The organism is Pseudoalteromonas sp. OFAV1, assembly GCF_021532595.1.
Lineage (GTDB): Bacteria > Pseudomonadota > Gammaproteobacteria > Enterobacterales > Alteromonadaceae > Pseudoalteromonas > Pseudoalteromonas lipolytica_C.
The window spans coordinates 136,166-155,211 of the sequence record NZ_JAKGBG010000003.1; the positions used below are offsets into that span (position 1 = coordinate 136,166).

18 protein-coding genes are annotated in these 19,046 nt (G+C 41.6%); 7 read left to right on the forward strand and 11 right to left on the reverse strand.

Going from position 1 to position 19,046, the window contains the following annotated elements; translation table 11 throughout:
* The first annotated feature begins 18 nt into the window (after positions 1-18).
* Positions 19-2,133: a sensor domain-containing protein gene (locus L1267_RS02780; RefSeq protein WP_421966305.1), complete on the forward strand. Its 2,115-nt coding sequence runs from the start codon at positions 19-21 to the stop codon at positions 2,131-2,133.
* Here the strand turns inward: L1267_RS02780 and L1267_RS02785 are convergent.
* Positions 2,130-2,324, reverse strand: a complete 195-nt coding sequence (locus tag L1267_RS02785) for a hypothetical protein (protein ID WP_135923927.1) — start codon at positions 2,322-2,324, stop codon at positions 2,130-2,132. The genes L1267_RS02780 and L1267_RS02785 overlap by 4 nt on opposite strands.
* A gap of 375 nt (positions 2,325-2,699) precedes the next feature.
* On the opposite strand from L1267_RS02785, the gene L1267_RS02790 reads away from it, so the two are divergent.
* Positions 2,700-3,176, forward strand: coding sequence for a DUF4234 domain-containing protein (locus tag L1267_RS02790; protein ID WP_199527869.1), 477 nt, complete (start codon positions 2,700-2,702; stop codon positions 3,174-3,176).
* 78 nt (positions 3,177-3,254) lie between these two features.
* Here L1267_RS02790 and L1267_RS02795 read toward each other — a convergent pair whose 3' ends face one another.
* The 7 genes from L1267_RS02795 to efpL all read right to left on the reverse strand — a co-directional run bounded on the left by L1267_RS02795 (position 3,255) and on the right by efpL (position 10,564).
* Entirely contained in the window at positions 3,255-4,574 is a 1,320-nt protein-coding gene (locus L1267_RS02795) for a DUF58 domain-containing protein (protein WP_235382053.1), read from the reverse strand.
* Entirely contained in the window at positions 4,571-5,554 is a 984-nt protein-coding gene (locus tag L1267_RS02800; RefSeq protein ID WP_235382054.1) for an AAA family ATPase, read from the reverse strand. Before L1267_RS02800 ends, L1267_RS02795 begins: the two co-directional genes overlap by 4 nt.
* Positions 5,551-6,699, reverse strand: coding sequence for a hypothetical protein (locus L1267_RS02805; protein ID WP_235382055.1), 1,149 nt, complete (start codon positions 6,697-6,699; stop codon positions 5,551-5,553). The genes L1267_RS02800 and L1267_RS02805 overlap by 4 nt, the downstream gene beginning before the upstream one ends.
* The gene (locus L1267_RS02810; RefSeq protein WP_135923922.1) at positions 6,689-8,149 is read right to left on the reverse strand and encodes a hypothetical protein; all 1,461 of its coding nucleotides are present in this window, start codon (positions 8,147-8,149) and stop codon (positions 6,689-6,691) included. Before L1267_RS02810 ends, L1267_RS02805 begins: the two co-directional genes overlap by 11 nt.
* A complete protein-coding gene (locus L1267_RS02815; RefSeq protein ID WP_235382056.1) occupies positions 8,139-9,089 on the reverse strand; it encodes a stage II sporulation protein M in 951 nt (316 codons plus the stop codon). Before L1267_RS02815 ends, L1267_RS02810 begins: the two co-directional genes overlap by 11 nt.
* Positions 9,086-9,814, reverse strand: coding sequence for an RDD family protein (locus tag L1267_RS02820; RefSeq protein WP_235382057.1), 729 nt, complete (start codon positions 9,812-9,814; stop codon positions 9,086-9,088). The genes L1267_RS02815 and L1267_RS02820 overlap by 4 nt, the downstream gene beginning before the upstream one ends.
* A gap of 177 nt (positions 9,815-9,991) precedes the next feature.
* Positions 9,992-10,564 carry an elongation factor P-like protein EfpL gene (efpL, locus tag L1267_RS02825; protein ID WP_135923919.1) on the reverse strand — a complete coding sequence of 191 codons (573 nt, stop codon included), beginning with the start codon at positions 10,562-10,564 and terminating at the stop codon, positions 9,992-9,994.
* 190 nt (positions 10,565-10,754) lie between these two features.
* Between efpL and L1267_RS02830 the strand changes: the two genes are divergently transcribed.
* Positions 10,755-11,141 carry an MmcQ/YjbR family DNA-binding protein gene (locus L1267_RS02830; RefSeq protein ID WP_135923918.1) on the forward strand — a complete coding sequence of 129 codons (387 nt, stop codon included), beginning with the start codon at positions 10,755-10,757 and terminating at the stop codon, positions 11,139-11,141.
* A 14-nt stretch (positions 11,142-11,155) separates the two neighbouring features.
* Here the strand turns inward: L1267_RS02830 and L1267_RS02835 are convergent, their stop codons facing one another.
* From L1267_RS02835 to fadI, 3 genes are all read right to left on the reverse strand, one after another.
* Positions 11,156-11,686, reverse strand: coding sequence for a GNAT family N-acetyltransferase (locus tag L1267_RS02835; RefSeq protein ID WP_235382058.1), 531 nt, complete (start codon positions 11,684-11,686; stop codon positions 11,156-11,158).
* A 138-nt stretch (positions 11,687-11,824) separates the two neighbouring features.
* A complete protein-coding gene (fadJ, locus tag L1267_RS02840; RefSeq protein WP_235382059.1) occupies positions 11,825-14,050 on the reverse strand; it encodes a fatty acid oxidation complex subunit alpha FadJ in 2,226 nt (741 codons plus the stop codon).
* On the reverse strand, positions 14,050-15,360 hold the full coding sequence (gene fadI, locus L1267_RS02845) for an acetyl-CoA C-acyltransferase FadI (RefSeq protein WP_235382060.1): 1,311 nt from the start codon (positions 15,358-15,360) through the stop codon (positions 14,050-14,052). Before fadI ends, fadJ begins: the two co-directional genes overlap by 1 nt.
* A gap of 359 nt (positions 15,361-15,719) precedes the next feature.
* On the opposite strand from fadI, the gene L1267_RS02850 reads away from it, so the two are divergent.
* From L1267_RS02850 to L1267_RS02865, 4 genes are read left to right on the forward strand one after another with little or no spacing between them, the layout of a single operon-like run.
* Entirely contained in the window at positions 15,720-16,676 is a 957-nt protein-coding gene (locus L1267_RS02850) for an AAA family ATPase (protein ID WP_135923914.1), read from the forward strand.
* A 3-nt stretch (positions 16,677-16,679) separates the two neighbouring features.
* Positions 16,680-17,624 carry a DUF58 domain-containing protein gene (locus tag L1267_RS02855; protein WP_135923913.1) on the forward strand — a complete coding sequence of 315 codons (945 nt, stop codon included), beginning with the start codon at positions 16,680-16,682 and terminating at the stop codon, positions 17,622-17,624.
* 2 nt (positions 17,625-17,626) lie between these two features.
* On the forward strand, positions 17,627-18,067 hold the full coding sequence (locus L1267_RS02860) for a DUF4381 domain-containing protein (protein WP_138557445.1): 441 nt from the start codon (positions 17,627-17,629) through the stop codon (positions 18,065-18,067).
* Positions 18,060-19,046, forward strand: a complete 987-nt coding sequence (locus L1267_RS02865; protein ID WP_135923911.1) for a vWA domain-containing protein — start codon at positions 18,060-18,062, stop codon at positions 19,044-19,046. The genes L1267_RS02860 and L1267_RS02865 overlap by 8 nt, the downstream gene beginning before the upstream one ends.

Below are 19,046 nucleotides of genomic sequence, written 5' to 3' on the forward strand. Positions count from 1 at the left end.
TTAATACCAAGTGGGGTGATGTTGTTATTATTGCCGTACCTATTATTTATAATTTTCAAGCTCAAACGCTCTCGCCATCAACTCCGTATCTCAGAACATCGACTAAAAAGTACTGTAGAGGGAAGCGGAGATACATTGTGGGATTGGAATATAAAAACAGGCGAAGTGCTACGTATTAACGACAAATACACCGCGAATACTAATAATACCAGCGCCTTCCCTCCTAATCGTGACCTTATCCATCCCCATGATGTTCACCAAGTAGAAAAAGCACTAAAAAAACATTTTGCAGAACACACTGCTTTTTTCGAAGCAAGTTACCGTATTAAAGATAATTTTGACCGTTGGCACTGGGTATTAGACCGCGGAAAAATTATAGAAAAAGACGCAAACTTACAGCCATTACGCATGACTGGCACCGTGCGGGATATTTCGCAACTAAAGTCCACTGAGGCACGCTTAAACTTATTTGCTAAATGTGTTGAGTCATTAACTGACGCGATTGCTATTTACGATAAAAACTTCAAATTAGTCGATTTAAACCCAAGCTTTTTAACCTTGTTTGGTGGCAGCCGCGAGCAATACCTAAAAAAAGACTTCATGCTTAATGGTTATGACCAAAGTTATGTAGATGAAGTTAAAGCAACTGTTAAAGCCACTGAACATTGGCAACAAGAAGTCAAACTGAGAAACGCCAAGCGACAGCTACTGCCCATTGAAATTTCAATTGATGAAATCAAAAATGAGCACAATCAAATTTGTAATTATGTGGTTGTATTCTCAGATCAAACTGAACGAAAAAAAGCCGAATCGCAACTTCATAATTTATCAAACCGTGACCGCACAACAGGCTTACCTAATCGAAATCTGTTCTTCACGAATTTAAAGAAGCTCGCTAAGCAAGATAACCATCATGCCCTGTTAGTTTTCGATTTAGATAACTTTAAAAAGATCAACGACTCACTTGGTCATCAACTTGGCGATAGCTTGCTGTCTAAGCTTGCGATGCGTTTGAATAAACTTACCCGCGAAAAAGACGTATTTTATCGCCTAGGTGGAGATGAGTTTGCACTGGTCATGTCGGGTACCAACGACATACACACCATTACTCGTATGGCTAAGCTATTTTTAGCGGCGATAGCTACACCATTCAACATGGCAGGCCATGAGCTGGTGATCACATCGAGCGTCGGTATTGTGTTATTTCCTGAAGATGGTAATACCCCAGAGTTATTGCTTAAGAATGCCGATACAGCCATGTATCATGCCAAGAAAAAAGGGAATAGTTACCTATTTTTCAACGACACTATGAACCGCCAAGCCGTCAAAAGGCTACAAATCGAAAACTTGATGCGCTACGGTTTAAAAGAAGATCATTTTGAAGTCTATTATCAGCCGAAAATGAATATTCGCACTGGCAAACTAGATGGTATGGAAGCACTGGTTCGTTTTATTACTCCGAAAAAAGGCATTATAAGCCCGGGCGTATTTATCCCTATTGCAGAAGAAACCGGGCAAATCATCGAAATCGGTGAAGTGGTATTAAACAAAGCATGTCGTGATGTAAAAAACTGGATTGATCAAGGCTTATTTAACGGCCGAGTTGCGGTTAACTTATCAGCGAAACAATTCAGCTTGCCTGATTTGACCACTCGCATTGATGTAATTTTACAAAAAAATGAGCTGCCATCTTATTTCTTAGAACTTGAAATTACCGAAGGTACGGTAATGGATGACCCTAAAGAAGCGATAACAATTATGCGCTCACTAAGCGCTCGTGGTATTCACCTAGCAATGGATGACTTTGGTACGGGTTACTCATCATTGGCCTATTTAAAGCAATTTCCGCTTAACACCTTAAAAGTTGATAAAGCCTTTATTGATGATATGCAATCAGAGCGTGGTCGCAACATGGTCGACTCGATTGTGACCATTGCCCATAACCTTGATTTACATGTAGTTGCTGAAGGGGTTGAACAAGCTGACCAAGTGACAATGTTAGAGCAATTGAAGTGCCAAACAATACAAGGTTATTTCTATTCTAAACCGTTATCACAGCCAGAATTTACAGAATTTTTAAAAAGCCAGCTCGATAAGTCTGCGCCAAGTTTATTAAGAAGCGTAGAGGCCTAAGGTCGCCAGCCACATGATTGGCGGCCGATATGACGAATAAAGGCACGTCGATAATGTACGTTAAACAAACACCAGGCAATTGGGCCAAGCATTCCACCGAGAAGCATCCAACGCTTTACTGGCATCCCTTTAGACAACGACTCTAAATACATCACCAAAACAAACATACAGCTTAAAATAACAAATAGCACACAACACCTCATTAAAAATCAGCGGCAGTGTACATAATTCACACAGCTTTTGGAACTTCACACTTTATATAGTCTGCATAACGCGTGTTTATACAACGAACTTTTTATTATTTTTACTAGGTAAAGCAACAATTAATGTGTACTAAATAATTACGATTTACTAATATAGGAACAAACTAATACCAGTTCGCTTAATTAAGTGGTCTATTTTGAGGCAATAAAACCTCGTTGATAGCAAGGCAAAAATTTCGTTATTTTGTTGTTCTAAATCAGAAATTTTTAACGCAGATAGCGACAAGTTTAATCCCTCAAAATGATTAAGTATTATTGCGGATTGGTGTAATCAAGGAACTAACAAAAAAATGAGGATCCGTTGTGTCTGAAGAATCAACAAATGTATATGAAGCACCTGAAGCAGAGCTAACTCAAGCAAATACAAGTGGCAATAAACCTATTTTAAACTTTGAGCGCTTCTCCGCTTGGGGCGTATTCTTTTTGAGTCTTATCACATTAGGTATCTACGCCTTATACTGGCTAGTAAGCCGCGCAAACAAAGCAAACGCACTTGCTAAACATCAGGTAAATCAAAACTTAATTTATGGCTATGTTGCTATTTACGTAATCAACTTTGTTTTGGCATTCACCGATATTTCTGAAGCCTTGTCTGCTATTGCTTCTATTATTTCTTTAATTGTTGGTCTGGTATTCATTTTCTCGCTACGTACTTCACTCAAAGAGTTAATTAATGAAGGCAGCAATGAGCCGGTACATTTAAGTGGCATACTCACGTTTTTCTTTTATGCGATTTATTTCCAATACAAAATTAATGAGGCCATTGATAATCAAAAGTAATCGTTTCATAGGTTTCGTTAATTAATAAAAAAGGCATTGAATTCAATGCCTTTTTTATTGCCGCTTGATATTCGGGTATTACAACGCCCCTGAGTGCTTCACATTCAAATAGGTATTAAGCACATGCGGTAACAGCTGCTCAGGGTTACAGTCTATGGCTATCACCCCTTGCTTTTTCAGCTTAGCCATATTGGCTTTATGTGAATTTAGTAGTGCTAATGCTGCACAGTAACTGGTTGCATCTTCATACTTTTCTATAGGTTCTTCGAGCACTTCACTCACGGCACGATTGTTAATATTGATAAGTGCCACTAAGTGATGTTTTTGCAATAGCTTTATTGCAGGCATTAACTCGTCAATACTTTGCTCATCTAGGGTGGTGACTAATAACACTAAAGAGCGTTTACTGCGCTTAGCAATTAACTGGTTTACAGCTACCAAATAGTCACTGCTGCTATTATCTGGGTATAAATCATAAAAATGATTCATCACCCGAGATACATTCTGCGCGCCTTTAACATCGGGTAACCAGCGTAAGTTTTGGTTAAAGCTCTGCATACTAAACCAATCACCTTGCTTTAAAACCGTGTGAGAAAGTAGCAATAATGCATTTAAAGCATGATCAAAGTGGCTGCCTTCATTGGCTTCTACGGCCATTTTTTTTGAGGCATCAAGCATAACTATTACATGCTGGTTTTGCTCTTCTTGATACTCTCGCGAAATTAATTTTCGGCGTTTACTTGTTGCCTGCCAATCTATCTGCCTGACGCTGTCACCTTGGCGATATTCGCGTAATTGCTGGAATTCAATACCATCACCGCGCTTTTTGGTGAGTTTTAACCCCGAAATAGGCTTATTCACGATCCCGTTTAAATGCTGTTTAGAGGTAACACGGCTAAAGTCTGGGTAGACCTTTAACTGAGTAGCTTGAGTTGCCAACCAATTTGCTTGCCAAAGGCCTAGTGGCGACCCCACCCTAAGCTCAATCGCACTAATTTGTGCATCCCCCCGCTTATGGGCGCGTATCATAAAGACCAGCTTTGCCTGTTGCTTAGCGTCAATGAATAGGGTTTGCACTGGCTTTAACAATTCAATAGCGTTGCTTAAATGCACACTCACATCTAATTGCTTAGCATGTTTGGCATTATTTTTAATCAACACGTTTAAATCTTGGCGTCTGTATAAAGCCATATTTAGGTTAGTTTCTGCGCTTACTTCGAGTAAAGGCGTTGACTTAGCTGCCAAGCAATCAACAATTGCAACTAAAGCTGGCACCAATAACAAGGCGGTTAAAAGCATGCCATTTACCTGAGCAATAGCACACACAAGCATAAGCAACAGAATGAGTGCTGTTAACACAACTAAACGTTTTGCTGGCCTAAGCTTGATACGGCTCATGAGCGTGGCGCTTCAACACTGGCTAAAATAGCACTGATCACTTCGTCAAACGAAACACCTTCCAGTTCTAAATCCGCAGATAAAATTAAACGGTGCCTTAAAATATTTGGCGAGACTAGCTTCACATCATCTGGGGTAACAAAATCACGGCCATTGATCAATGCCATTACTTTTGCAGCTTTAATGATATTAATTGAGGCACGTGACCCTGCACCGTGCAGCACGCCTTGCCAAGTTCGTGAGCTACGAACTATATCAACGGCATAATTAAGAATTTGCTCGTCTACTAAAATATCCGCACAAAGCTGTTTAATTTCAGCAATACGCTTGGCATCTAATACCGCTGGAAGCTGCTCCACTTTGCTTTCATTAGAAACTATTTGTGTATTCAGTTTTAAAAGCTCAACTTCCGATTCATGAGAAGGAAAACCAAGCTCTACTTTCATCATAAAGCGGTCTAATTCGGCCTCTGGTAATGGGTAAGTCCCTTCTTGATCTAGTGGGTTTTGAGTGGCTAATACCATAAACGGGGAGTTTATTAATAACGATTCGCCATCAATAGTGATTTGTTGTTCTTGCATCACTTCAAGTAAGGCTGATTGCGTTTTTGCTGGCGCACGGTTAATTTCATCAGCAAGTAAGATATTAGTAAAGGCAGGGCCTTTTTTGATATTAAACTCACCTGACTTCATATCATATAAACTATGACCAACAACATCCGATGGCATTAAGTCTGGGGTAAATTGTACACGTGAGAAATTTACACTTAAGCTTTTAGCTAAAGCTCTAACAAGTAATGTTTTACCAAGTCCCGGAACCCCTTCAAGCAGCACATGGCCACCCGCAAAAAGAACGGTAAGCACATCTTCAACAATGGCATCTTGACCGACTAACACACGCGAAATGTTATGCTTTACTTGTTTTACTGCATCAGCGGCCTCAACTAAGCTCATGCGATTAGTGTCTAATTCCGTGCTCATAAGGCATTCCTTAACTGTTTAAATCGTTTTATATAATTTGTTCTTTGTGTTTTTGAGTCAGGTAACTTGCTAGCCAATAGCTGCGCTACCTGTTGTTTTTCAAAATGGGTTAAATTAGCAATACTCTGCGCCTGTTTTTCTGCACTTAGCATTTTAAAGTTTGGTACACGCGCTTCTACCTTGCTGTAAAAGTCTTTCTTGAGTGCGGCAAATAATACGGCTTCATGGCCGTGCTCAGAGTAAAAATTTGCGAGTGCACGAATATGCTGATTAAAACTGGTTTTAGCTTCAAAATCAGGGGCATATGCTCGGCCAATACGGCTCGTAATATGCCACACTGCAAGCACAATTAATAACACTAGAGTCACTACAAATTGCCAGCTCCAGTGCCAAAGCTTTGCAAGCCAATTAGGGTAAGTCAGGTATGGAACATAGCTAATACTCTTAGCGCCTTTACTTAACCAAAGTAATAGACTGCCATGGTCGAGGTGGCGCAAACGATAGTTAGTAAAAGGTAATAACGATGGCATCACAACTACTCTGCCTTGACCAAAGGCAAAATCACACATTAGGGTTTTGCCCTCAGAAGTATTTGTACTTACACCAAGGCAGTTTTCGATGTAAAAGGCACGGCTTAATTCGAGTTCGAGCTCAGTATTTTCATCAATAGACAACACACTGTTTTTATCTCCCTCTTTGCGCATCGCAAAATCATACTCAAAGACATCTTCTTGACTTAGCACATTGATGCCAAGCTGCCCAAAGAACACTGAATTATCGATTGCTAGCTCTTCGCGCTGCCTATTTAATACATAAATTAAACGCCCGCCATCAGCGACCCAGTCAGCAAGCTGAGTATCAAGCAGATAAGAGTCAGCAAGTACGGCTTCATCTAAAATTAAAATGCTTTTTGGATCTATCGCAAGCTCTTCACTTTGTGCTTGTTCAGCCAAGTGTTTATCTTTGATCCAACTTATTCCATTGGCCTTTAAAAGACGTTGGGCCATGGTGAAGTTATCTTTGGCAACATCTGAATGAAACCCTATTTCAACTTCTCTTTTTTCCCAATCTAATGAGGCCAGTGAGGCAACGATAAACACGGTAAACAAGACTAATAGAGCAATTAGCACAACCTTAAGCTTCATGGGCTTGCTCCTGAGTATTTGCTGTCATTGCTGTAATTTGTGCAGTTAACTCTACAAAATTGATATCAGGGGTTTTATGACCCCAAGCAACCGCGACCCATGCAGAAAATAAGCGGGCAAATATCGCTTGTCCTTGATTTGGCACCTTTGCATCAATTGCACGTTTACATTCGCGTTCAGTCATCGAGCGGTGCAGGCGCACTTGGTGATGCTGCTGAGCCCAACTCAGGGTATGATGAAGCAAATACGCTAACGCTAAGCGATGCTCACCTTGCTCAAAGCATTGCTGTGCAGCAGCTATTAAATCTGATGGTAAATCTTTACTTTTAATCTCTGCAAATAAGGTTGGGATCACTGACTCTTCAGTTACTTTTGTGCGCTCAGGTAAGCTTAAGTTGGCAAAAAAACCTCGTTTTTTAATCAAGTAATAAACGAGCCAAACCAATAATAATCCAACTAACAGCCAAACTAATACACCAAACCCATTACCTATCGCTGTAAACAGATCGATAAGCCATGACCAATCACTGTGTGATGAACTCTCTGTAGGCTCTAAATTTGGCACCCAGGTGGTTTCTGTTTCGATGACATTAGGCTCATTATAGAGTGCGGTGACTTGCTCTTTTATCGCTTGCTTATCGATTTGCTCAGCATAACTAGTTGATGGTTGCAGGGTAAACATTGTTAGCATAAATAGCCCAACAGCACTGAGTAAGCCTGCGAGGCGGGTACGAATGTTTTTAAATGCCAGCTCAATGTCCCAACCTTCAAGCTCTACACGGCGGTGTAAATAAGCAAGAAATCCACCACTAACAAATAAAGGTGCAACCAACGAAATACTAATTATGTAGATAAGGTTAAAAGCTATCTCTAGCCACTCTGGAGATTCAAAAATTTGGTACATAGCCTCTTCGGCAGAAAACGATTGGGGGATTAATGCGATAGTCAGTGCCGATATCCCCATCAACAAAATGTATTCAAAATGCACACAAAACAGCATCCATAGTGTTTGCTTAGGCTTCGTTGAGGCAAACAATACTTGCTTACGCTTGGTTTTTCGTTCACCTGAAAGTCGTTCTAGTTGCTCAACTGGCGCTAAAAATGCACGATTTGGGCTAAGCCTATATATCGTTAGATGAGCGACCATGTCGGTCATTTTTAACTGTTTCACTGACCTTAAGCTACGACTAATACTTAGCGGCTGATTAAACACCGCTTTTGACATGTAATCCAGTAATGGCCGCTCAAATAGAGGCTTGAGCCACCAGATAACAAAAGCACTTATTCCCCAATTAAACAACAGGCCAATCATTAAAAACACCGGGACAGCCATTATTAAATACATAGCTACCAATGCTACAAAGTGTTGCTTAACCAGTAATACCGCTAAATCAAAGGTTTCGTAGGCGCTGCGCTTACGAGGGTTAAAGCTTAGGTGATTAAGCTCCATAACGCATACCCTTATATAAGCGAAAAATGACATAAGCCCAACAACCGCTGCCAACTAAATATTTAACTTCATTAGCAATATCACGAGGTGACCAAAATGCTTCAATAAAAGCGGCTATCACCAACATTAAAAACGCCCCAACAATCAGTGGGAGTGCTTTTTGAGCAGCCTGTTTCATCGCATATGCACGGGTAAACTGGCCGGGATTTAAAAGCCCGTAACCAATCTGACAGCCTGCCGCTGAGGCAATGATGATAGCGGTTAACTCAAACGAGCCATGGGTGATAACAAATGAGAAAAACGGCCCTTCAAAACCAACATTAACAATATGAGCGGCAATAGCCCCAAAATAAAAGCTATTGAATAATAAGAAAAAGGCAGCGCCTACACAGAACAACACACCGCCTGCAAACATCTGAAATGCAATACCAATATTATTGTAAATGTAGACCCCGAACATCATGAGATCTTGTGATGCGCCTCGCTCAGCCGATTGTACGCTACCACTGGGGTTATACATTTGTTCGATATTAAGGACGGCGCCTTGCCCTAAAAATGTATAGACGGCATCAGGGTCAAGTGTCACCCAAATAAAAGCAATAAGAGCCAATCCCCAAAATGCCAATAAGTTAATACCAAGCATTAAACGGTTTTCATATAGGGCGCGAGGAAATGCTGTGCGTGCTACGTGCCATAATTCAGAAAATTGATTACTACGCGATAAATAAAGTCGCTTTTGCCCTAACTGCACGAGTCTATTGATTTGCTCAATCAACACGGGGCTGTATTGACGACTTTGCGCAATGGCTAAGTCATTACACACTTTTCGATACAAATTAGGAAAGTGAATAGGTAAAGTCTCTGTACTTTTTTGTTCACACAAAGTCTTAAATTCATCCCAGCGTTCACTATTCGACTTTACAAATTGAGTTTGTTTCATGGTTTACCCTCTTGCGGTGGGTAATCTGTATTATCATTGACTTGTCCAGCATAATGGCGCGCATAACTGAGCAAGTGCCACTCAATATTGTTTTCATCTGTCGCAAATGACTCTGCGAGAATACGCGCTAGTTCGTGGCGCCTAGCATCAGATAACTCGTCATGACGCTCAGCAAAAGCCAGCACTGCAAGTTGCTCTTCGGTAGTTAAACTTACTGTAGGGACATGCACTTGGCCTTTCGACAGCTCTGGTCGCGCTTCTAACTCGTCTTCATAAATAACCATAGTACCAGCAGCCCAATCACCAATTCGCTTGAAACGGTTGTTAAACAACATAACCACAAGACCCAAGAAATAGCCTATCGGTAACATATCTGCGGGGCGTAATAAGTTGCGCACCACTATTTGCGAAAAGCTCGCGGGTAAGCCATTATCTTGCACAACACGAATTTTAAGTCTTTTTTTACCGGGTGTTTGGCCATTCTCCATTTCATAAAGAATGTTGTACCCCCAAGAAATTACAAAGTAAGCAATTAAAATAAGCCCTTGCCCTGCATCGCCTAAAAATGCCAAAACGCTGCTCACAGCAATTAAAACAAGGCCTCGGATAATAAAATCAATAAGGTAAGCGTAGCTTCGGGCAACAACGCCAGCAGGAGTTATGGCGATATCAACGCCTTCGGGAAGTTTTATATATTCTCTGTTTTCCAATCCGTGGTTTAACATTAATCGACAACTAGCATTATTATTGTTTTCGTAAGCCCTTAATGATGCGGCTTTTCTGTCCCTTTTTCAATGCCTTTGTAGGAGCAAACTTTTATTCTGTCGCTTAATAAAACACTGAAATACTATTTTTTGACACAAAAAAACCGGCAACTAGCCGGTTTCTATCAGTGAGTGCCATTATTTCTCAGCACGGCCCATAAATTTATGCTCAACGGTGTTGATACGAATTCGGTCGCCTGTAGAAATATGCTCAGGAACTTGAATCGTTAAACCCGTAGTTAAACGTGCAGGCTTTGAACGCGCACTAGCAGAAGCACCTTTAATTGAAGGGTCTGTTTCTTCAACAACAAGTTCAACGCTTGATGGTAAGTCTAGACCAACCGGAGCACCATCAATTACAATTACGTGAAGACCCTGAGTTTCTTCATTAACGAATAAAATTTCTTCGCTAATCGCTTCTTTGTTTAAGTTATATGGCGTGTAATCTTCATTATCCATGAAAACATACTCTTCACCGTCAATGTAAGAGAACATTGCTTCACGGCGAGTTAAGTCAGCTAGCTTTAGCATGTCGCTGTCTTTGAATGTTTCATCCACTTTACCGCCTGTTACTACATCGTATAAACGCATGCGGTATAAGCTACCACCTGCACGACCTTGCGGTACAGAACGTTGAATATCTTTAACTACTAAAACACGGCCGTTATGCTCAATAGCGGCGCCTTTTTTAACTTCACTTGCCTTAGGCATGGGTGTATTCCTATCGTTTTTTGATGACAGGAATTTACCACGTAATAGCGTTTGTTCAATAAAAATTTATAGTTTTAAATCACATCTGTGATTTATCCTATTTTTCAGCAAATTATGGCAATAGTTGTCTCCAAACTACGAAAAAGCTGCTATGTTTATAACTACGAAAAATGACTTCAAGGATTGGATCATGAATCAACACGCAGTACACGAATATTTAATGAACAAGCCATTGGTGATGATCACACAACCATTTGGCCAAGATGTCGATGTTTATAAAGTTAATCATAAAATGTTTGCTACCCTCGCAGAGGGCAAAGAAGGTCAAACAGATGATGAAGGCAACCTTGTATGGTGGCTTAATCTAAAGTGCGACCCTGATGAGGCTCAAGCATTACGTGATATTTTCCCGTCTGTGATCCCGGGTTATCATATGAACAAACGTTTATGGAATACGGTTATTTTAGATGGCACCGTACCACAAGGAGAAATTGAACGAATGATCGATAATTCGTTTAATTTAGTGGTTGCGAATATGCCAGAAAAAGACAGAAAAGCGATTGAGCTTCATCTGTAAAAGTTTTGCACTGATCACACTCTGTGATCAGTGCAGCTTAAATGATAATGATGATCGGCATACAAAATACCACCAATTGCATAGGCGTCAGGTTGCTTTTCAATCAGCTGAAAGCCACACTTCTCAAGTACTTTTTCTGAACCGATATTACCTTCGGTAACAACCGCTTTAAATTCACGTACAGCATGTTCTGATGTGGCATAATCGAGCACCGCTTGCAAAGACTCAGTGGCATAGCCTCGACCATGAAAGTTAGGCAATAGCAAATAACCAACTTCTTGTATCTCAGGGACTGTTGATGAGGTAAATCCAGTCACGCCAACTTCTTTTCCTGTGCTGGTTTCAACAATCACTAAACACAGTGGTGAATTCGAATTTGGCTGCCAAGGCTTTAAACGTTCATTAAACTTAGCGCGTAGCTGCGCTTCTGATGGCTTATCAAAGCATTTCGCTATTACTTGGGCATCATTATGCAAAGTATAAAACAATGGCCAGTCATCGGCATTTAACAGCCGTAATGTTAATCGCTCAGTGGTGAGAGTCATGGTGATTAATCAATTAGTAAATAAACCTAGTTATAACAAACCGACATGGCGAGTTAAATACCACTTATGGCCAATATCGAAGCAAAAAGCCCCGCTCAACGTGAGCAGGGCTTTTAAATTAGCTAATTAATTAAAATACTAGCTTTTAGTTGTTTCAGTATCAGCTTCTTCTGACGCTTGCTCGTCTTCGACCACTTCTTTGGTTACTTCAACCGGATCGACAGGCGCAGCTTCTTCAACTGCCGGCTCTTCGCTTTCTGCTTGGTAAAAACGACTACCCTTTTCAGCCATTGCTTTTAACGTATCGCAAGGTGTGAAAATTGGATTGTAGTTAGCAAAAGTCGCCATTTCTGAGCTCACTTGTGCGGCACCCAGTTTATCCATATAGCTAAATGGACCGCCTAAGAATGGTGGGAAACCGATACCAAAAATAGCACCAATATCACCGTCACGCGGGCTTGCAATAATGCCATCATCTAAACAGCGCACCGCTTCGTTCAGCATTTGCGCAACACAACGTTTAGCAATTTCGCTCTTGTTTAAACGAGGTGATGGCGTAACACCCAGTAGCTCGTATACTGACTCATCCACTTTTTTATCTTTCTTGTCGTAAAGATAAAAACCACGGCCAGTCTTACGACCTAAGCGCTTAGAATCGATTAAGCGATTAAAGGCGTCAGGTGCTTTAAAGCGCTCGCCCAATTCTTTTTCAAGGATTGGCGCAATTTTAGAACCGATATCAATCCCTACTTCATCAAGAAGCGCTAAAGGCCCTACCGGGAAACCAAACTCAACCAATGCTTGGTCAATCTTTTCAATTGGCTCACCTGCTAGCAGTAAATTAGCCGCTTCATTTACATAAGGCGCTAAGATACGGTTTACATAGAAGCCAGCCATATCTTTAACCACAATTGGAGTTTTACCTTGCTTACGGGCAAAGTTAACCACGCGTGCGATAGTTTCTTCAGATGTACCAGCGTGTGGAATAATCTCAACAAGTGGCATTTTCTCAACAGGTGAGAAGTAATGCAGACCAATTACATTTTCTGGACGTGCTGCATCAGCAGCGATTTGCGCAATCGGTAATGACGAGGTATTACTTGCAAAAATCGTGTTGTCTTGGCACTCACGTTCTACATCAGCCACCATACCTTGCTTTAAAGCAAGATCTTCGAACACTGCTTCAATAACAATATCAATGTGTTTAAAGCCGCTGTAATCGGTGGTACCGGTAATGCGGTTCATGGTTTGTTGTAGTTCTGCTTTAGATAAAATACGACGCTTTTGCTTTTTATCTAAAATTTTATAGCTGTAGTTCATTGCATTGCTAATGCCCTTTTCAGCCACATCTTTAATGCGCACTGGAACACCGGCTTTTACGGCACTAACATGAGCAATACCCGCGCCCATTAGGCCGCCGCCTAATACTGCTGCTTTAGCGATTGCTGGTGCGTCATCATTGCGCCACTCTTTTTTCATTTCTGTGGTTGCAAAGAAAATACCGCGCAATGCTTTTGACTCATCGCTCATAACTAGCGTGGCAAAACCTTCAGCTTCAGTTTTGTATGCTTTTAACTGATCAAGCTCAACACTTGCACGAACCGCTTTAATAATCGCTAAAGGAGCTGGGTAGTGACCGCCTGTTTTCTTCAGCACATTTTCTTGTGCTTTTTTGAAAATAATATTACGACCAAATGGGTTTGACTCAAGTAATTGGCTTAATCGGTCTAGCTTAGGTTTAGTAACCTTAGCCTTCCCTTTGAGTGCAAACTCTTTAGCAACATCTAGTAATACACTGTGCGGGACACAATCATTTACTAAGCCTGTTTTCTTCGCTTGCTTTGCACGCACTTGTTTACCTGTAAGCATCCACTCAAGTGCTTTTTGCAAACCAACTAATTTAGGTAAACGTTGTGTACCGCCACCCCCTGGTAATAAGCCTAACTGTACTTCAGGTAAACCAAGCTTAGTGATATCGCTGTCTGAACACACGCGATAATCACAAGCTAAAGCAAACTCTAAACCACCACCTAATGCTGCACCGTGTATGGCACTAACCGTTGGGAAAGGCAGCTTTTTCATATCGAAAAATGCTTGCTGGCACATTTCGCTTAACGCTAATGCATCTTCACGGCTATTGGCGCTATCAAGCATTTTAATATCAGCACCAGCGATAAAGTTATCGCTTTTACCACTGATAAATACCATGCCTTTTACCGCTTTTTCTTGTGCGTCTTTAAGTAAGGTTTTTAAATCTTCTGCAAAACTACTTCGAAGGGTGTTCATTTTTTCACCCGGCACATCAATAGTTACAACGGCTACGCCGTCATCAGCCACTGATAAACTAAATACTGAATCTGTCATTACGCACTCTCCAATACAAAGGCTGCGCCTAAGCCACCCGCTGCACACGCAGTCGTAAGCGCTAAGCCGCCACCGCGACGATTAAGTTCATGTAAGCTTTGCGTGATCAGGCGCGCGCCTGTTGCCGCAAATGGGTGGCCGTATGCAAGAGAGCCACCTAATACATTGAACTTGTCCATGTTAATTTCGCCGATCGCTTTACTACGACCTAGCTTTTCTTGTGCAAATTTATCTGACGCAAACATCTTCATGTTGGCAAGTGTTTGCGCTGCAAATGCTTCGTGCATTTCGATTAAATCTAAATCAGCTAATGTGATACCAGCTCTATCTAAGGCAATTGGCGTTGAGTGCGCCGGACCCATTAGCATGTCTTCATGTACACCAATTGCAGAGAAAGCAAAACTGCGTACATAACCTAAAATGTTGTAACCCAATGCTTTAGCTTTGCTCTCACTCATCATTAATACCGCTGCTGCACCATCTGTTAATGGTGTAGCGTTAGCTGCGGTAACTGAGCCGTGATGACGGTCAAATACAGGCTTTAATTTGGCGTAGCCTTCAACTGTTGAGTTATGACGGATGTTATTGTCTTGCTCAATAAAGCTCTTATAAGGTGCAACATGGGCAGTCATCACTTCGTCTTTCAGTTTACCATCAGCCCACGCTTGGCTTGCAAGAGTGTGAGAACGGTGTGCTAAAGCATCTTGATCTTCGCGACTAATGTTATGCGTTTTCGCCATTTGCTCAGCTGTTTGACCCATAGATAAGCCAGTAGAGTACTCAGCGACAGCTGGCGGTACAGGCAGTAAGTCTTTAAGACGCAGTTTTGAGAAAATCTTTAATCGCTGACCAAAAGTGCGTGCTTTGTTTAAATCAACAAGGCTACCCGCTAATTTTTTGCTAACACCAATAGGTAATACAGATGATGAGTCAGCACCGCCCGCGATACCAACTTGCACTGAGCCTGCCATAATTGACTCAGCCACGTTAGCAATGGCTTGGAAACTTGTCGCACACGCACGCGATACAGAATAAGCATCAACAGATACAGGCATACCCGTACCTAATACGATTTCACGGGCAATATTTGGCGCTTCTGGCATTTGTACTACTTGACCAAATACCAGTTGGTCGATTTCAGATTTATCGAAATTTAGTCGCTCAAGCATTTCGTTGACAACTAACTTACCCATATCAAGGGCTGGTACATGGTGGAATGCTGTGGCTTGCTTTGCAAACGGCGTTCGTAGGCCGCTAACGATTGCGATACGATCGCCTTTTGCTGTTTTAAGTATATTTTGCTCAGACATTTATGCTCTCCCGCTGACAGGTCTGACCTGTTTGTTTTTCCTGATTCTAAAACAACCCGTGTACGAATGCCAATAGTAAGTTTTCAACCATAGGCTTTTTTCGACCGATTTACAAAAAAACACTGTATTTATATGGTAGGCTAAAATTTTTATAGGCTAGGATAAAATTCCTTAAAAAATAACGAACTATTTGAGGATTTTCTGTCTAACACTTGTGTTATAACTTTTGAATCCTTATAACTTGTTGATAGCGCCCCATTCACGGTAGCGTAAACACGATTGATAAGCACTGAACGTTTCACGTTTGTGCGGTATAAAAAACAATTTTTGACTCACGCTTTTAGGACAGTCTTTTTATTATGGCAGTTAACGCATTTTCACAATTAAAAACATACTTAGACACGCAAATTATCGGCCAACCCCAATTAACTCAAGCACTGTTAATCGCAATTTTGGCTGATGGCCACTTATTAGTTGAGGGCCCTCCGGGTCTTGCAAAAACCCGTGCTGTAAATGCATTAGCAAAAGGCGTTGAAGGCAGCTTCCAACGAGTTCAATTTACCCCTGACTTACTACCTGCGGATGTCACCGGTACCGATATTTATCGTCAGCAAACCAGTGAGTTCGTATTTGAAAAAGGCCCGTTATTTCATAACCTAATATTGGCTGACGAAATTAACCGTGCTCCAGCTAAAGTACAATCAGCACTTCTTGAAGCAATGGCCGAACGCCAAGTAACTGTTGGTAAAAACACCTATCCACTGTCTGACCTATTTATGGTTATGGCAACGCAGAATCCGCTTGAGCAAGAAGGCACTTACCCACTGCCAGAAGCTCAGCTTGACCGCTTTTTACTGCATTTAAGCATTGATTACCCGGGTGCTGAACACGAATTAGATATCCTACGCTTAACCCGTGGCGAGGCCATCTCTGATAAACAAGCAACGACGCAACAAATTAGTCAAAGTGAGCTTTTTGCTGCCCGTAAAGCCATTTTGGGTTTGTACTTAGCTGAACCACTAGAGAAGTACCTAGTACAATTAATTGTTGCCACCCGTGAAGCGTCTGAACTTGATGAGCAACTTGGCCGCTGGATTGAATATGGTGCAAGCCCACGTGCAACGATTGCCCTTGATAAGTGTGCGCGTGCTCATGCTTGGCTTGAAGGTCGTGATTTTGTAGCCCCTGATGATATCCAAGCTGTGCTTCACAATGTGTTGCGTCATCGTATTATATTGAGCTACGAAGCGCAGGCCGATGGCATTAGTAAAGACGATGTGATCAGCCGTATTTTAGAATTGGTGGCAGTACCATAAGCTATGTCGAGCCAATTTGATACAGCGGCGTGGTTAGCGGCAAGCCATAGTCAAGGCGTAAACTTATCACTCAAAGAGTTGATGTATTACAAAGCCAAAGCTCGCTTGCTAGAACTTGCGCCCAAAGTAAAAATCAAAAACAGTTTAGCTGGGCAATACCTTGCGCCTCATAAAGGTCGCGGTATGGAGTTTGCCGAGGTACGGCATTACCAAGCCGGTGATGACATACGCTCTATCGACTGGCGTGTTACCGCACGTACTGGCGAAACCCACACTAAGCTGTTTCAAGAAGAAAAAGAACGCCCTGTTTTCGTATTTACTGACTTTTCAAACTCAATGCTGTTCGGCTCAAAGTTATTATTAAAGTCAGTGCAAGCAGCGCACATTAGCGCATTAGTTGCATGGTCAGCATGTCAACGCGGTGATCGGATTGGTGGTCTGGTGTTTAATCAGCATAGCCATCACGAATTAAAGCCTACATCGCGCGAAAAAGCAGTGCTAAAGCTTTGTCACAATTTATGTGATATTCACAGCCAAGCACTGACTAATATAGATAAAACAACCACCAGCTTATTTAGCGAAAACCTTAAACGCCTTAATCATTTAGCAAAACCAGGAAGCTTGGTTTATATCGTCTCTGATTTCAGTGCCCTTGATGAAGCAAGCTTCAAACAGCTTGAGATGCTAAGCAGACACTGTGAGTTAATTGGCTGCCATATTAGCGACCCATTCGAGCATCAGTTACCGGCTTTTAAGCAAACTGTGACCGTGTCGGCTAATGGTCAAGAGCTGGCTTTACCGTTAATGGATAAGCAATTTCGCGAGCGTTTTGCTAAGTCTGCTGAAGAGTCGTTTTCTAATAGATTAAAACGCTTACAAAAATCTGGGCTTAGTTTAATTTCATTCAGTGCAGCCACCCCACTTGAGCTGCAATTAGTGAGAAAGTAACAATGCAAAAAAATCCGCTAGATGGCTTACATGATGTCATTGCACCAACCGAGGTTGCATGGTGGCCACTTGCTCCAATTTGGTGGCTTATCATCGCCTTAGTTGGTTCGTTATTAATTGTCGGCTTAGTGCTTTTATATAAAAACCAGCAGTTTAAAAAAGCCAAAAAACAAGCCATTAAATTAAGTAAAACAGTGGCTGATGATGACGCACAACAGCTACACATTATTTTAAAACGTTTAACTCGTCATTATTACAACAACCAGCTTGCCTCTCAGCCTTTAGCAAAGTGGTCAGAAAGCTTGTCTAAGCTTAGTGGCGACAACTTTAGTTACGATGAACTAATGCCACTTTATCAACAGCAAACGAATAATGCCGAGCTTGGGGCTAAATTACGCAGCGCCATCCACAACTTTAAACTCAAGGAGCCAATCAATGTTTGAGTTTAGTTGGCCATGGTGTTTTGTACTTTTACCACTTCCTTGGTTATTAAGCCGCTTTATGCCGCTAAAGCAGCAAGGGCAGTTACGTTTACGTATCCCAGGCTTTGCTAAGCTTGGCTTGAATAATCAAACAGTGCAGCAACATAGCCGTAAAGTTTCATTACTCGAATGGGCAGTATGGGGTTCACTGGTTGTTGCAATAGCAAACCCAACTTGGCTTGATGAGCCTATCACACTGCCTAATGAAGGCCGCGACATTATGCTTGCAGTGGATTTATCTGGCTCAATGACCGAGCAAGATATGGCCTATCAGAATCAATATGTCGATAGGCTAACCATGGTAAAAGCTGTATTAAGTGACTTTATTGAGCAGCGTCAGGGTGACCGCCTTGGTCTTATTTTATTTGGCGATACGGCATTTTTACAAACGCCACTTACACGTGATGTTAAAACTGTGAGCCAAATGCTAAGCGAAGCACAAATTGGCCTAGTTGGCCGAGCAACAGCCATCGGTGATGCATTAGGTTTATCGGTAAAACGCTTTGCCAACAAAGATGAAAGTAATCGTATTGTTGTGCTATTAACTGATGGACAAAACACCGCTGGTAACCTCGATCCAGAAGATGCGCTACTGTTAGCCCGCGAAGAAGGTATCAAAGTATATACCATTGGCGTTGGCTCAGATAACCCACGTGGTTTTAGCCTATTTAATATGGGTGGCATGAATGGTGGTAACCTTGATGAAAGCTTATTAAAGCGTATTGCAGAGCAAACCGGCGGCTTATACTTTAGAGCAAAAGATGTGGCTGGTTTACAACAAATTTATCAAGAGCTTGATAAACTTGAGCCTATTAGTAGCGATGAGCAAACGTTCCGCCCGCAAATTTCTTTGTTTTATATTCCACTGCTTATAGCGCTTGGCTTAATAAGCTTAGCAATGCTAGTCAGTTTTATCCGCCAATTTAAGCAGGAGAGCTAG